We start from the raw sequence: 14,787 nt of genomic DNA on the forward strand, positions 1-14,787 counted from the left end.
TTGTGGATAATTTTACTGATGATCAGACAGGAGCTGCCATGACCCAACGCTGCACGTGGTGCGGAGACGATCCGCTTTATGTCGCCTATCACGATACCGAATGGGGGGTGCCGGAATCTGACGGGCGGGCGCTGTGGGAGAAGTTGATCCTTGACGGGTTTCAGGCCGGGCTGAGCTGGATCACCATCCTGCGCAAGCGCGATGCGTTTCGCGATGCCTTTCAGGGGTTTGACCCTGAAAAGATTGCCCGGTGGGACGATGATGATGTGGCCCGTCTGCTGGGCAATCCCGGTATCGTCCGTCATCGCGGCAAGATCGTGGCGACCATTGGTAATGCGCAAGCCTATCTTGATCTTGGCGGATCACAGGCCTTCGCAGATTGGATTTGGGGATATGTCGATGGAACGCCGGTGGTTGGGCACTATGCCAGCCTGGCCGATATCCCCGCCTCGACCCCTTTGACCACGCAGATCTCAAAAGACCTGAAGAAAGCCGGGTTCAAATTTTGTGGCCCCACCATCGTTTATGCGTGGATGCAGGCCTGTGGGTTGTTCAACGACCATGTCACCGGGTGTTTTCGGTTCGATCAGGTCGCTAGCGAAGTGCCACCAACAAGTCCCGGCTGGGAACGCCTGTAACCGGCACACCACGCGCGGATTCATAAGACCTGATCGCCGCGCGACCCATCTCGCCGATCACGCCATCGGGGCGCCCGGCCTTGAAGCCCAGCGCGTTCAGACGCTTCTGAAGCTCCTGCCGTTCGGCGGTGGTCATGCCCCAGGGGTTGCCGGGAAATTTTGCAACTATCGGCGCGCCACCCGCCAAACGGTCAGACAGATGGCCCACGCCGATCGCATAGCTGTCAGCGTAATTATAGGTTTTCAACACATGGAAATTGTCGAAAACCATGAACACGGGACCAGTGGGACCGGCAGGCAGGATCAGCGCCCCCATGGCCGCCCCGCCGAGTTTCTTGCCCGAGGCATGTGTTACACCAAGCTGCGCCCATTCGCGCAGGCGTCGCGCATACACACGCCCCGTGCGGGCCAGATCAAACCCTTTCGGCAGGTGCACCTCGTATGCCCATGGCTGACCCTCTTGCCATCCTTTCATCCGCAGATAAGCCGCAGTCGACGCCAACGCATCCGTCGGATCATCGGCCCAGATGTCGCGCCGCCCATCACGGTTGAAATCGACGGCATAGCGCAAAAACGAAGTTGGCATGAATTGGGTATGTCCCATGGCCCCGGCATAGGAACCGGTCAACCGTGAAGGCGAGGTATCGCCATCCGCAAGGATCTGCAAGGCGGCCAGAAGTTCGTTTTCGAACAAGGCGCGACGGCGTCCTTCAAAAGCCAGTGATGCCAAGGTCGACAAAACCGGTGCCGACCCGCGCACGGCACCAAAGCTGCTTTCCATCCCCCAGATGGCAACAATGATTTCGCGCGCCACGCCGTATTCCCGTTCGATCCGTCCCAGAAGGGTCGGATAGCGCGTCATCATGACCTGCCCGGCCTTGATTCGCTGCGGCGAGGCCGCCGACGCAACATAATCGCCTAATGTTCTGGTGGTTTCTGCGGGGGCATTATCCGATGCGACGACCTTGGGCAGGAACCGCACCTCGTCCAGCGCCCGCAATGTGTCAGAGGGCACACCCGACGCCGCAGCGCGGGCACGGAAATCAGCGCGCCATGCGTCAAACCCTGCATTGGCCATCACCGCCTTGGGCGTAAAGCTCGCGGCCAAAAGCAGCCCCGCTGCTTGCCGCCGAGTGTATGTTCCTGTGTGCATGTCTTTCGACACCCCTGTCATCGCAGCCTCATCCGCGCACCCTCACTGTGCATCGGTGGCGCACAATACGCTTGTTTAAGCGCACCACAAAGCGGCACGGTTCGGATCGGCAATCTGACGCTGACGCAGCGAAAACCGTGTTTATCGCAACAGCGGCGCAGGCCAAACAACGCTGCCCAATTGCGCCTTTGTCCCGCGCCGCGTATAGCAGGCAAAACAAGACCCAAGTCCCGAAAGGCCGACCATGAGTGACGACAGCAAATCAGCCAACGCCATGTGGGGCGGCCGCTTTTCAGCAGGCCCCGACGCGATTATGGAGGCGATCAATGCCTCGATCGGCTATGACCAACGCATGGCGCAGCAGGATATTGACGGCTCGCGCGCGCATGCCTCGATGCTGGCGGCGGTTGGCGTCATCACCGATAAGGATGCCGAAGCGATCCGCGAAGGACTGTCGCAAGTGTTGACCGAAATCGAGGGCGGCAGCTTCGCCTTCTCGACCACGCTTGAGGACATTCATATGAATGTCGAAGCCCGGCTAAAAGAGATCGTGGGCGAACCGGCGGGCCGCCTGCACACAGCCCGGTCGCGCAACGATCAGGTCGCTACCGATTTCCGCCTTTGGGTCCGCGACCAGATGGACGCCGCAATTGACGGGTTGGAGGCACTGATGCGCGCGTTGTTGGGGCAGGCCGAGGCGGGTGCCGATTGGGTCATGCCCGGCTTCACCCATCTGCAAACCGCGCAACCTGTGACATGGGGCCACCACATGATGGCCTATGTCGAGATGTTCGCCCGCGACATGTCGCGCTTTCGCGACGCGCGCACCCGGATGAACGAATGCCCGCTTGGGTCCGCCGCTCTGGCCGGCACGTCCTTCCCCATCGACCGGCACATGACGGCCGAAGCTCTGGGCTTTGACCGACCCACCGCCAATTCGTTGGACGCTGTCGCGGACCGTGATTTCGCGCTGGAGTTTCTCTCGTCTGCCACGATCTGCGCCATGCACCTCAGCCGGTTTGCCGAAGAACTGGTGATCTGGTCCTCGGCCCAGTTCCGGTTCGTGCGCATGTCGGACAAATGGTCGACAGGTTCGTCGATCATGCCGCAAAAGCGCAACCCCGATGCCGCCGAACTGATCCGCGCCAAGATCGGGCGGATCATGGGCGCCAATATCGGCTTGATGACCGTGATGAAGGGGCTGCCGCTGGCCTATTCCAAGGACATGCAGGAAGACAAGGAACAGGTGTTTGATGCCGCGGACAACCTGATGCTGGCACTGGCGGCGATGACCGGCATGGTGTCGGACATGGCAGCCAACACCGATGCGCTGGAGGCTGCGGCCTCGTCCGGCTTCTCGACCGCGACCGATCTTGCCGACTGGCTGGTGCGCGCATTGAACATGCCGTTCCGCGATGCCCATCATGTCACCGGATCGCTGGTCGCCATGGCCGAAGCACGCGACTGCGACCTGCCCAACCTGTCACTGGCAGACATGCAATCGGTTCATGCCGCCATCACCGACGAGGTGTTTGGCATATTGGGCGTGCATAACTCGGTCGCCAGCCGCACATCTTACGGCGGCACTGCCCCGTCCGAGGTCCGCAAACAAATCACTCGTTGGAAAGAGGCCTTGTCATGATCCGCGTCACCCTGATCCTTGCCGTTCTTGGTCTGGCCGCCTGCGGCGCAGATGGCGAACCCCTGCGCCCCGGCAGCCCCGAAGATATCGCCGAACAACAGGCCCGGCAGTAGACCCGCCGGCAGAAAGGCTCGCCCATGGATCATTTTCTGTATCGCGATGGCATCCTGCATGCCGAAGACGTGGCCATTCCCCAAATCGCCCGCCGGGTCGGCACGCCCTTCTATGTCTATTCCGCCGCCACGCTGAGACGTCATATTGGATTGTTTGCCGAGGCGCTGGACTGGGCCGAACATCTGGTCTGCTTCGCGGTCAAATCGAACTCGAACCTTGCGGTTCTGAAGCTGCTGGGGGATATGGGTGCGGGCATGGACGTGGTGTCCGAAGGTGAATATCGCCGCGCCCTTGCCGCCGGCGTGCCCGGCGATCGGATCGTCTTTTCCGGTGTTGGCAAGACGCGCGCTGAGATGCGTCTGGCGCTGACCCACGGCATCCGTCAGTTCAATCTGGAAAGCGAGCCCGAGATGCGGGCATTGTCACATGTCGCAACCGAGATGGGCGTGATTGCCCCCGTCACGGTGCGCGTGAACCCGAATGTGGATGCGAAAACCCACGCCAAGATCTCGACCGGAAAGTCGGAAAACAAGTTCGGCATCCCGATTGCCCGCGCCCGCGATGTGTATGCCGAGATTGCCACCCTGCCCGGCCTGAAAGCCGTCGGCATCGACGTGCATATCGGCAGCCAACTGACCGAACTGGAACCGTTCCGCCAAGCCTATCAGAAGGTCGCGGAACTGACCGAAGCCCTGCGGGCGGATGGCCACGACATCACGCGGCTTGATCTCGGCGGTGGGCTTGGTATTCCCTATGAACGCTCAAACTTCGCCCCGCCCCTGCCCCTCGAATACGGGCAGATGGTCCGTGAAACCGTGGGACATTTGGGGTGTGAGATCGAGATTGAACCGGGGCGCTTGGTGTCTGGCAACGCTGGCCTGATGGTCACATCCGTCATCTATGTGAAAAAGGGCGAAGGTCAGGATTTCCTGATCGTCGATGCGGGGATGAATGATCTTGTGCGCCCTGCCATGTATGAAGCCCATCACGATATCATCCCGGTGATCGAGGCCACGCCGGGTCAGGAGAAAGCGCGCTATGACATTGTGGGACCGATCTGCGAAACAGGTGATACATTTGCCAAACGCCGTGATCTGGACAGCCTTGAAGCCGATGATCTGATCGCCTTCCGTTCGGCGGGGGCTTACGGCGCGGTTATGGCGTCGGAATACAATTCCCGGCCCTTGATCCCCGAGGTTCTGGTGATGGGCGATCAATTTGAAGTCATTCGCGCCCGCCCGACCTATGAAGATATGCTGGGACGCGATACCATACCTTCATGGCTGTGAACCCATCGCGAGTCCAATGACTCGCCCCACCTTACCCGACGAGGTGCAGCCGCACCTCAAATGGCCCTTGCGACTGACAGGGGCGGGTATGGTTTTGGAACGATTCTGGGGTGCCTTCTGGCCGCTTGCCTCGGTCCTTCTGACAGCATTCGCAGTGTGGAGCTTCTGGACCATTGGCTCGTCAGGCGTGGGGACTGGCGTGATGGTTCTGGGCATCATCGCCATGCTGAGCGCGTTGGTCTGGGGTGCGCGCAAATTTTCGTGGCCCAGCCAATCAGAGCAACTTGCCCGGCTGGATGACAGCCTGCCCGGCCACCCGATTGCCGCCTTGATGGACGACCAGGCAACCGGGCGCGACGATATGGCATCGCGCCGTCTCTGGCAGGCGCACCTTGCGCGCATGGCCCAACGTCTTAAGGGTGTTCGCCCTATTTCACCCAACCTGCGCGTGGCCCGCAACGACCCCTACGCCCTGCGTCTGATCGCGGCGACAGGGGCGGCGCTGGCGATCGGATTTACACCCTGGCTGGACCGCATCGGCGCACCAACTGCGACCAGCGGTGACGCCAGCGCACAGCCCGTTGCCAGCGCGAGTTGGGAAGGCTGGATCGAACCGCCGGGCTATACCGGACGTCCCAGCCTGTATCTGGCCGACCAGCCGCCGGGCCCATTGGCGGTGCCTGAAGGCAGCCGTCTGACATTGCGGCTTTACGGCGATCTTGACACGCTCGCGGTGACGGCTGATCTGTCAGATGCGCCGATCACCGGACCGACCCAGCAAAGTTATCTGCAAGTCATCACCAAAAGCGGCCCGTTGGACATCACCGGACCGGGTGCGGCGCGTTGGCAGATCACCGCGATTGGCGACACCCCGCCGACGGTCAACATCGAGGGTGAGTTAACCCGCCGCCTCGCTGGCGATTTCTCGCTGCCGTTCACGGCAACGGATGACTACGCCGTCACCCAAGGCAACGCCACAGCGAATCTTGGGTTGGAGCGTGTCGACCGCCGCCACGGGCTTGCGACGGCTCCCGAGGAACGTCCGCCGCTGATCGTTGACCTGCCTTTGCCCTATCGCGGCGCACGAACGCAAATCGACGGTCTGCTGGAAGAAAACCTGATTGAACATCCATGGGCAGGGCTGCCGATTGACCTGATACTGAGGGTTGAGGACGGCGCCGAACAGTCCGGCACCACCCCGCCCCTCAACATGGTCCTGCCCGCACGCCGGTTTTTGCACCCGGTCGCCAAGGCGCTTATCGAACAGCGGCGTGATCTGTTATGGTCGCGCGACAATGGACGCCGTGTGGCGCAAATCCTGCGTGCCGTGTTGAACCGCCCGGATGATCTGGGCCTGCCCGAAGGCGTCTATCTGCGCCTGCGCAGTTCCATTCGGCGGTTGGAAAGCGGTCTGGCGTTTTCCGACCTGCCCTCGGGCCTGCCGGAAGAATTGCGGGACGAGGTCGCCAGGGTGTTGTGGGATGTTGCGGTTGAACTTGATGACGGTCGCCTGGCCGACGCGCTGGCCAGGATGCAACAAGCGCAGGACCGGCTGGAACAAGCCATGCGCGACGGGGCCAGCGAAGAAGAACTGGCCGAACTGATGGACGAAGTGCGCGAAGCAATGCGCGACTATCTGGAACAACTGGCCGAAAACCAGCAAAACGGCCCGCAATCCGATCAGCCCCCGGCCGAGAACGGGATCGAGATGAGCATGGCCGACATCGAAGACATGATGGACCGCATCGAAGAGTTAATGCGTGAGGGACGCGAAGACGAGGCGATGCAGATGCTCGACCAATTGCGCCAGATGATGGAAAATATGCAGATGGCGCAGACCGGACCGTCGAACCAACCTGGCGAAAGCGCCCGCGAAGGTCTTCAGGAAACGCTGCGCCAGCAACAAGGCCTGTCGGATCAGGCGTTCCGTGATCTTCAGGAACAAGGTCAGGGCTCGCAGGCGGGCGAGTCAGAAGGTAATGAAGGCCGCGATGGCGGTCAGGGACGTGGGCAAAGCCATGATGGCGCAGACGGTCAGCAGGGGCAGGACGGCCAAGGCGCTGGCCCGGAACAAGGCAGCGGCAGCCAAGGCAGTGACCTGGCCCAACGCCAAAGCGAGTTGCAAAGACAATTGGACGCCCAACGCCGCAACCTGCCCGGTGCCAGCGACGAAGCCGGACAAGCCGCCCGCGACGCGCTGGACGAGGCCGGGCGCGCAATGGGGGACGCCGCCGACGCGTTGGAACAAGACGATCTGCCCGAGGCGCTGGACCGCCAAGCCGACGCCATGGAAGCCTTGCGCGAAGGAATGCGCCAGTTCGACGAAGCGATGGCGAACCAGCAAGCGCAGCGGCAAGGTGAACAGGGCAGCAATCCGGGCGAAGGTCGACGGTCAAGCCAGCGCGACCCGCTTGGTCGCAGCCCGGACGGTCAGAACGGCGCAACCGCGACAGACAGCCCACTGGAAGACGGGGAAGACGTCTATCGCCGCGCACAGGAATTGATGGAAGAATTGCGCCGCCGGTCAGGCGAGGGCGACCGCCCGGATCTGGAACGCGACTATTTGAAACGCCTGCTGGATCAGTTCTGATCAACCCCGGTTCGCGACATGCTCAGAACCGCTTGCGCGCCGCCAAAGCCGCCGAAATCGTGCCTTCGTCCAGATAATCCAACTCGCCCCCAATGGGAACGCCTTGTGCCAGCGATGAAACCTCGCACCGCCCTTCCAGTTCTTCAGCAATATAATGCGCCGTGGTCTGACCATCGACAGTGGCGTTCAGCGCCAGGATCACTTCGGTGATGCCCTCATCCCGAACGCGCTGGATCAGGCGCGGGATGCCAAGATCGTCAGGGCCAACCGCGTCCAGTGCCGACAAGGTGCCACCCAACACGTGATACCGGCCCTTGAACCGACCCGCCCGCTCCATCGCCCACAGATCGGCAACATCTTCGACCACACAAATTTCACCCACCGCGCGCTTTTCCGACAGGCAGATATCGCAACGATCCGCAGTCGAGACATTGCCGCAGGTTACGCATTCACGCGCGGTTTCCGCCACGGCTTGCATTGCATCCGCCAACGGTATCAGCACCAGCGCCCGCTTGCGGATCAGATACAGCACCGCACGCCGAGCCGAACGTGGACCCAGCCCCGGCAACTTCGCCATCAGCTCGATCAGGTGCTCGATATCTCGCGGGGCTTCTGACATGCGGAGATCTGCCTTAGAACGGCAGGTTCATGTCCTTGGGCAGACCAAGCTCTTCTGTCAGGCGCGACATCTCGGTTTCGCTGCGGTCCTGTGCCTTGGCTTGCGCATCCTTGATCGCGGCCAGGATCAAATCCTCAACCACTTCCTTTTCGTCGGGATTGAAGATCGAGGGGTCGATGTCCAGCCCCGTCAACACCCCCTTGGCAGTGGCGGTGGCGCGCACCAGACCAGCGCCGCTTTCACCCACCACGGTCATCGTGGACAGGCTGTCTTGCAGGTCCGACATCTTGGTCTGCATCTCTTGTGCGGCTTTCATCATCTTGGCCATATCGCCAAGACCACCCAGTCCCTTCAGCATTTCATGCTCCTCGAAAAAATCTCATCGCTCCCGTCTTAGATACGGTCAGCGGGCGGGGCTTACAAGGCGTGGCTGGACCAGACGAGATCCGCGATGGTCTTGAACTGTGAAACCCCCATGGACCGGCGTTCATTGCGCGCCCTGGAACCAGGAGCATCAAGCCTTTCGACAATATCGCTCCGCGAGGCTTCCCAGATTTCAAAGACGTCGTAGTTTCCGTGCATTAACACAAGCTGAACGGCATCGAACTCCTGATCCGTGTTTATCTTCGAAACTCTGCCCCAGGACGTCCCATCCTTCTTCCAGCGTCCCTTTATCTGAATCTTCTCCTTTCCGTCTTTTCTCGTGCGATACGCGTCAAAACCGGCTGTGCGGGCTTCTGCAAGTTCCAGGCCAAGCAATCTGGCGGCTTCCATCTCGGCAATTTCGCCCGTTACACCAAGAGGCTTGCCGGTCAGTTGATAGTATTCAACGGCAAGGGATTTGACCTCTTCAAGTATTGCAATCTCGGAACGCGTCGATTTCGGCATCTACTCTTCCTCAAACGGATCCCATTCGTCTTCCACCTCGGGCAACGCTTCGGTTGCGGCTTCGCCCACCATATCGTCCGCAGTGCGTATCTCGGTGATCCGCGCTTTCGGGAAGCTGGCAATCACCGCCTGAACCAAGGGATGGGTCGCCGCTTCCTGCTCCAAAGCAAGTTTCTCACCATCCCGTGTTTCAGTGATGGTTGCCGCCTCACACCCGTTGACCAGCGTCACACCCCAGCGCACCCCGGTCCAGCCTTGCAGTCGCTGGGCCAGACGGGCGGCAAGATCGGACGGGGCATCGACACTGGGCGTAAATTCAATCCGCCCCGGCGCATAAGAGGCCAGCCGAATGCCTCCTTCAACCTCGACCAGCAGCTTCACGTCCCGGTTGGCCCGGATCAGTTCGATCACATCCTCGAAGCGAGCAAAGCGCGCCAAGGCGTTTTCCGGCGCCTGCGACACGGCCAACGCCGTCGCGCCTGGTCCCGATCGGGGCGACCCGCCTGATATCCGAGGCGCAGCCGTCGACTTCTCCATTGCTCCGCTGCCATCCCCGGACGGTGCGGGTGCGCCACCCGACGGGCCTGCGGGCGGCACCGGCTGATCTTTCAACTTGCGCACCAGTTCCTCGGGCGACGGCAAATCCGCGACATGGGTCAATCGAATAACAGCCATCTCGGCCGCCATCATCGCGTTGGGTGCCACCGACACCTCTTCAATTGCTTTCAGCAGCATTTGCCACATCCGCGACAAGACCCGCATTGGCAGCGCTTCCGCCATGGTCTGACCACGGCGGCGCTCGTCCGACGACACGGTGGGGTCTTCGACGGCCTCGGGCGTGATCTTGATCACGCTGACCCAATGAGACACCTCGGCCAGATCGCGCAGTACCGCCATGGGGTCAGCACCATCGGCGTATTGGCCACCAAGTTCGACCAGCGCCCCAGCGGCATCGCCTTTCATAATGAAATCCATCAGGTCCAGCACCCGACCACGGTCAGCAAGCCCCAACATGGCGCGCACCTGCTCAGCAGTCGTTTCACCCGCCCCATGGCTGATCGCCTGATCCAGAAGCGATTGCGCATCCCGCGCCGACCCTTCCGCCGCACGTGTGATCAAGGCCAGCGCATCATCGGCAATCGCAGCCCCTTCTGCATCGGCGATCCGGCGCAGCATGGTCAGCATGTCCTCGGGCTCGATCCGGCGCAGGTCAAACCGCTGGCACCGGCTCAGAACCGTGACCGGCACCTTGCGAATTTCGGTCGTCGCAAAGATGAACTTCACATGCTGCGGCGGTTCTTCCAGCGTCTTAAGAAGCGCGTTGAACGCGTTCTTCGACAGCATGTGCACCTCGTCGATGATGTATATCTTGTACCGCGCCGAAGCCGCACGATAATGCACGCTTTCAATGATCTCGCGAATGTCGTCCACCCCGGTGCGCGAGGCCGCGTCCATCTCCATCACGTCCACGTGCCGCCCTTCGGCAATGGCGACGCAATGCTCGCACTGACCGCATGGTTCGACCGTCGGGCCGCCCTGACCATCCAGGCCAATGCAATTCATGCCCTTGGCGATGATCCGTGCAGTCGTGGTCTTGCCGACCCCCCGAATACCCGTCATCACGAAGGCCTGCGCAATCCGGTCTGCTTCGAAGGCGTTTTTCAGCGTGCGCACCATCGCCTCTTGCCCGATCAGATCGGCGAATGTTTCGGGACGGTATTTCCGGGCGAGAACCTGATAGGGCTTTGCCTTTGGCGTATCTGAGGAAGCTGCGTCTGACATGTGACCCTTCGGTGCCGGATTCGTATCCGGGCCAGATTAAGCCGGGCATCACACGGCGTCCACCGAACTCTGGGTTGGAGCTGGCCTGCCCATATGATAAACGCGCAATATGCCAAACAGCTTCACCATATCCGACCTTGCGCTGGGAAGCGGACACCTGGGCATCTGCCCGCTTCCGGGGCGCTGGGGCAGATATTCTGATGACCTTGCTACAATACAGAAATGGCGCCCATCGCTTGTTCTGTCCATGACCACTGCCGACGAAATGGCCGCACATGGGGCATCCAGCCTAAAGGCTGATCTGGCCACAGGCAGCATCGCTTGGCATCACCTGCCCATTCGCGACTTCGATGCACCAGATGCAGAGACAGTCGCTCGTTGGACCGAGGTATCATCCCTCGCTCAGCATGCTTTATCCCAAGGCGGCAAAGTGCTGGCCCATTGTAAAGGCGGGTGCGGACGCTCTGGCATGATGCTCTTGCGCTTGATGGTCGAGATGGGAGAAGACCCGGACAAAGCCCTGGCCCGCCTGCGCCACGCGCGCCCCTGCGCGGTCGAAACCGAGGCGCAGATGCTCTGGGCGACCCAGCCAGCGCGCTGACTGCACCGTCATCCGTGTTTCTTCTGGCCCAAAATATCCTGGGGTGAATGCGCAACGCGCAGAGGGGCAACGCCCCTTCCCTTAGCGACCTTTCCGCTTTCCCGCGCCTTTTGTGACACCTTTCACCATCTTCGAGAACCTTCTCTCCCGCGCCCGGCTTTCTGCCACAGTCTCGGTGTTCTTCGCCTCGCCCGCCCGCAGCTTGCGCCAGCGTTGCAACCTTTCCAGATCCAACTCTCCGGCCTCAATAGCCGCGCGCACCGCGCAACCCGGTTCTGTCTCATGGGCGCAGTCAGAAAACCGACATTGCGTTTCCAACTCGGCCAGATCGTCAAAAACGCTGTCGATCCCTTCGCGTGTGTCCAAAAGGCGCAAGGCCCGCATCCCTGGCATGTCGATGATCCAGCCGCCGTGCTGCATTGGGTGCATACTGCGCGCCGTGGTCACATGTCGCCCCTTGGCGTCATCCTCACGAACGCCGCCCGTCGCGGCGTCGCCCCCGGTCAGCCCGTTGGTCAGAGTGGTCTTTCCCACGCCAGACGACCCGATGAACGCCGCCGTCTGTGGCGGTTTGCACCACGCAGCTACGGCTTTGGCCGCTTCGGGATCGCGCGCGTTCACGGTCAGGATTGTCAGCATCGGGTCCAGCGCCTGCGCTTCGGCCTCATAGGCGCGGGTATCATCGCATAGATCGGCCTTGGTCAGCACCAACACGGGATAACACCCGGCCTCGTGCGCAAGGGCCAGAAATCGCTCGATCCGCGCAATGTTGAAATCGTCATTGCACGAGGTCACGATAAACAACGTGTCCACATTCGCCGCGATCAACTGCGTCTGCGCATCCGTCCCGGCCGCGCGCCGTTGCAACAGCGATTTCCGCTCCAACACCCGTTGTATGCGCATTTCGGGGTCTGCAAGAACCCAGTCGCCCACCGCCAGTTCGCCCGCCGCCAGTTTGGGTGAGGTCAGAGTAACCTCTCCCGCTTCGCCCAGCGCGCTCATTTGACTGCGATGAATTTCCGTAAGTCGATAGGGGGTCAGCCCCGCTGCGTCGTCGCATTGGGCTTGGTAAAAAGAAGACCATCCAAGGTCCGTCAAAAGATTTGTCATTGGTTTGCCTGTCTCAGCATGGCATTTCACCCCGCGCGCAAATGCGGCTTGGGATGTGCGTGCTCAGGCAGAAAGGGGATAGTCCCGCTTAGCAAATTCCTGCCCGAAGGGTGGTGACGACAATCATGAAAGCCCTCCGTTCATTGATCCGCGCTGGCGCAAACCGTATTCAGTATCCCGGTTCGACAAAAAAGCTGTTCTGCCTGTCGGTGCTTCAATTGCCTTGCAACTGAAACCGGGTGAGAGGCTGAACACGACCCAAGCGGGGCTCGTTGTGGCTGCTTCCTTCCGGACCTGACCAGATTGGCGAGGCGCCTGCCCGCGCCAACCTCTCGCCCCTCATATATGAGGCAGCTTTGACCGATGCAAGCCTCAGAGTTCCATCTCGTAATGTGCAAACCCTTGGTGGTCACACATATCTACACAACGGATGGGCAACCAAGGATAGTGCGCACGCGATATACAGGCCGCAGGCGACGACTTGAACCGGACGCTGGCCCCGGCCACCTTGGCGAACCGCCAGACCGGATCGGCGGGGACATCGACGGATCCCACCCTCTGCACATATCCTTTCAGAACATCCCGGATGGCCAGTGGAGGAATGGCGACGATCCGGTCCTCCGGGACGGGCGGATAGCCGCCGCCTCCGCAAGCCCTGAAATCGCTAGTGGCCAGAAGGAATTCATCCTCGTCCCGAACCGGTTTTCCCTTGTGCTGCAGATCGACAATACGTCCACCGCTTGACCCCGACGCCGCGCCATCCGGCGTGAACCGTGCCGGTTGGCTCAGGTCAATCTTATAGGTCAGTCCCAGAACGGATTCGAGCAGATAGCCCGGCGTTCCATCGTCTTTCAACGCAACTGCCCGTTCCCCCGGCAACACCTGATTGAACAGGCTCGCGGACCGCTCCAACCAGTTCTTCAGATAAGCACCGGTTGCGCGAACCAACACTAGCTCGTTCGGGAACACATACAGATCGGACAGGCACCGCAGGGTCATCTGCCCCGCACGCACGCTGGAATAATAGTTTGGCCCAGCCAGCCCCCCAGACTTGAACGGCGCGCTTGCAGCCAGAACCGGCAGAACCAATCCCGGTTTGTCGGCCTGAAATTGCTGGGCGTGCGCCATCATTGCCTCTTGCACAAGGCGGGTCGCACGGTCACCCCCAACAAGCGCGAAATAGTTGTCCAGATCTTTTGTGCAGCGGGCAATCGGTGTGCGCATATGGTTGAGCGTACTTTCATGCAGTTGCTGAACCCAGTTCGGAAACTGCCTTGGCGCTTTGGGCGCGACACCCGAATCTTCAGCCCCCGTTACTTTTCTTAATGTGGCCCGGCCCGACGCGACGAACCACCGGACCCCATCATGCGCCAGATCAAGGTCGATCACTCCAAGATGCGACCCCCAGAACCCCGGCACGATGGTTGGCACCTGGTTCAGGTGGTCACTCAGCCCGTCCGGCCCGACCATGGACGCGCCCGGCTCTGGAAATACCTGATGCGAATGGCCGCCGACGATCGCGTCGATCCCCGCTACGCGCGACAGCGGAAGCAGCGCATTTTCCATCCCTTCGACATGGGTGTCGTCACCCAATCCAGAATGCGCCAGCGCAACGACGATATCCGCCCCCCGCGCTTTCAGATAGGGCACAAAAGACCGCGCGGTCTGGATGATGTCACGTATCTGCGGAGCAGTCCCTGAGTTATGCCCAAATTTCAGAGAGCCGGGAGGCAGAAACCCGATCACGCCGATACGAATGCAGCGCTCTACACCCGTTGAGTCGGTGATTTTGCGGTTCAGAACCGTATAGGGCGGCAGAAGGGTGGCGTCCTGCAAAGGCGTCGCAGCCCGTCGCACGATGGTATTGGCGGATACGACTGGAAATTCTGCCTGCTCGATGGCGTCGAACAAGACCTCGATCCCGCGGTCGAAGTCGTGGTTGCCCAGAGTGGCCGCGTCATACCCCAGATGGTCCATCGCGGCGATCATCGGATGCAAGGTCGGGCCGTCTGCGCCACTTGCGGCGCGATACTGTTCGACGACCAGATCGCCCATCGCGGTGCCGTGCAGGAAATCCCCATTGTCCAGAAGGATCGTATTCGGTTCTTCGGCACGTGCGTCAGCGATCAGTTGTGCCGTATTGGTCAAGCCCCAGCCATCCACGGGCCTGTCGGACAAGTAGTCATAGGGGAGGATGTGCATATGCAGGTCCGTGGTCGCAAGAATGCGCAAGCGAGCGCGGATCGTGTCCTCGCAACCGGTGGTTTGCTCAAATTGCGTCAACACCAATGACCCTCCTGCCCATTTGCGGCGCGTTCTCTTCGGGATTCGCGTTCGAGCCATTGAAAAACATTCAAAGGT

At 60.9% G+C, this 14,787-nt stretch carries 12 protein-coding genes and 1 other RNA gene; 5 read left to right on the forward strand and 8 right to left on the reverse strand.

The window, feature by feature from the left end; translation table 11 throughout:
- Positions 1-38: 38 nt before the first annotated feature.
- Positions 39-638, forward strand: a complete 600-nt coding sequence (locus BMY55_RS14310; protein ID WP_091431628.1) for a DNA-3-methyladenine glycosylase I — start codon at positions 39-41, stop codon at positions 636-638.
- On the opposite strand, the gene BMY55_RS14315 is transcribed toward BMY55_RS14310, so the two are convergent.
- Positions 595-1,791 carry a lytic murein transglycosylase gene (locus BMY55_RS14315; RefSeq protein WP_177179355.1) on the reverse strand — a complete coding sequence of 399 codons (1,197 nt, stop codon included), beginning with the start codon at positions 1,789-1,791 and terminating at the stop codon, positions 595-597. The two genes, BMY55_RS14310 and BMY55_RS14315, sit on opposite strands and share 44 nt — an antisense overlap.
- A gap of 244 nt (positions 1,792-2,035) precedes the next feature.
- Here BMY55_RS14315 and argH point away from each other — a divergent pair, with 244 nt between their 5' ends.
- The 3 genes from argH (at position 2,036) to BMY55_RS14330 (ending at position 7,426) form a co-directional block, all read left to right on the forward strand.
- Positions 2,036-3,433, forward strand: coding sequence for an argininosuccinate lyase (gene argH / locus BMY55_RS14320; RefSeq protein WP_091431632.1), 1,398 nt, complete (start codon positions 2,036-2,038; stop codon positions 3,431-3,433).
- 137 nt (positions 3,434-3,570) lie between these two features.
- Positions 3,571-4,836 (forward strand): diaminopimelate decarboxylase, encoded by a 1,266-nt coding sequence (gene lysA / locus BMY55_RS14325; protein ID WP_091431633.1) that lies wholly within the window; start codon positions 3,571-3,573, stop codon positions 4,834-4,836.
- A gap of 16 nt (positions 4,837-4,852) precedes the next feature.
- Positions 4,853-7,426: a TIGR02302 family protein gene (locus BMY55_RS14330; protein WP_091431635.1), complete on the forward strand. Its 2,574-nt coding sequence runs from the start codon at positions 4,853-4,855 to the stop codon at positions 7,424-7,426.
- A gap of 22 nt (positions 7,427-7,448) precedes the next feature.
- On the opposite strand, the gene recR is transcribed toward BMY55_RS14330, so the two are convergent.
- Genes recR through BMY55_RS14350 form a run of 4 tightly spaced genes read right to left on the reverse strand, consistent with a single transcriptional unit; the run spans position 7,449 to position 10,715 of the window.
- Positions 7,449-8,045 carry a recombination mediator RecR gene (gene recR / locus BMY55_RS14335; RefSeq protein WP_091431637.1) on the reverse strand — a complete coding sequence of 199 codons (597 nt, stop codon included), beginning with the start codon at positions 8,043-8,045 and terminating at the stop codon, positions 7,449-7,451.
- A 13-nt stretch (positions 8,046-8,058) separates the two neighbouring features.
- Positions 8,059-8,403: a YbaB/EbfC family nucleoid-associated protein gene (locus BMY55_RS14340; protein WP_091431639.1), complete on the reverse strand. Its 345-nt coding sequence runs from the start codon at positions 8,401-8,403 to the stop codon at positions 8,059-8,061.
- A gap of 59 nt (positions 8,404-8,462) precedes the next feature.
- The gene (locus BMY55_RS14345) at positions 8,463-8,933 is read right to left on the reverse strand and encodes a DUF6998 domain-containing protein (RefSeq protein WP_091431641.1); all 471 of its coding nucleotides are present in this window, start codon (positions 8,931-8,933) and stop codon (positions 8,463-8,465) included.
- Positions 8,934-10,715, reverse strand: a complete 1,782-nt coding sequence (locus BMY55_RS14350) for a DNA polymerase III subunit gamma/tau (RefSeq protein WP_091431643.1) — start codon at positions 10,713-10,715, stop codon at positions 8,934-8,936. It abuts the gene before it with no gap.
- Between the two features lie 109 nt (positions 10,716-10,824).
- Between BMY55_RS14350 and BMY55_RS14355 the strand changes: the two genes are divergently transcribed.
- Positions 10,825-11,316 carry a protein-tyrosine phosphatase family protein gene (locus BMY55_RS14355; RefSeq protein ID WP_091431645.1) on the forward strand — a complete coding sequence of 164 codons (492 nt, stop codon included), beginning with the start codon at positions 10,825-10,827 and terminating at the stop codon, positions 11,314-11,316.
- A gap of 81 nt (positions 11,317-11,397) precedes the next feature.
- Here the strand turns inward: BMY55_RS14355 and rsgA are convergent, their stop codons facing one another.
- From rsgA to BMY55_RS14370, 3 genes are all read right to left on the reverse strand, one after another.
- Positions 11,398-12,426, reverse strand: a complete 1,029-nt coding sequence (rsgA, locus tag BMY55_RS14360) for a ribosome small subunit-dependent GTPase A (protein WP_091431647.1) — start codon at positions 12,424-12,426, stop codon at positions 11,398-11,400.
- 237 nt (positions 12,427-12,663) lie between these two features.
- Positions 12,664-12,761, reverse strand: an RNA gene (ffs, locus tag BMY55_RS14365) — signal recognition particle sRNA small type.
- Between the two features lie 37 nt (positions 12,762-12,798).
- Positions 12,799-14,712: a bifunctional 2',3'-cyclic-nucleotide 2'-phosphodiesterase/3'-nucleotidase gene (locus BMY55_RS14370; protein WP_177179356.1), complete on the reverse strand. Its 1,914-nt coding sequence runs from the start codon at positions 14,710-14,712 to the stop codon at positions 12,799-12,801.
- Positions 14,713-14,787 lie beyond the last annotated feature (75 nt).

The organism is Aliiroseovarius sediminilitoris, assembly GCF_900109955.1.
In the GTDB taxonomy this organism is placed as follows: Bacteria; Pseudomonadota; Alphaproteobacteria; order Rhodobacterales; family Rhodobacteraceae; genus Aliiroseovarius; species Aliiroseovarius sediminilitoris.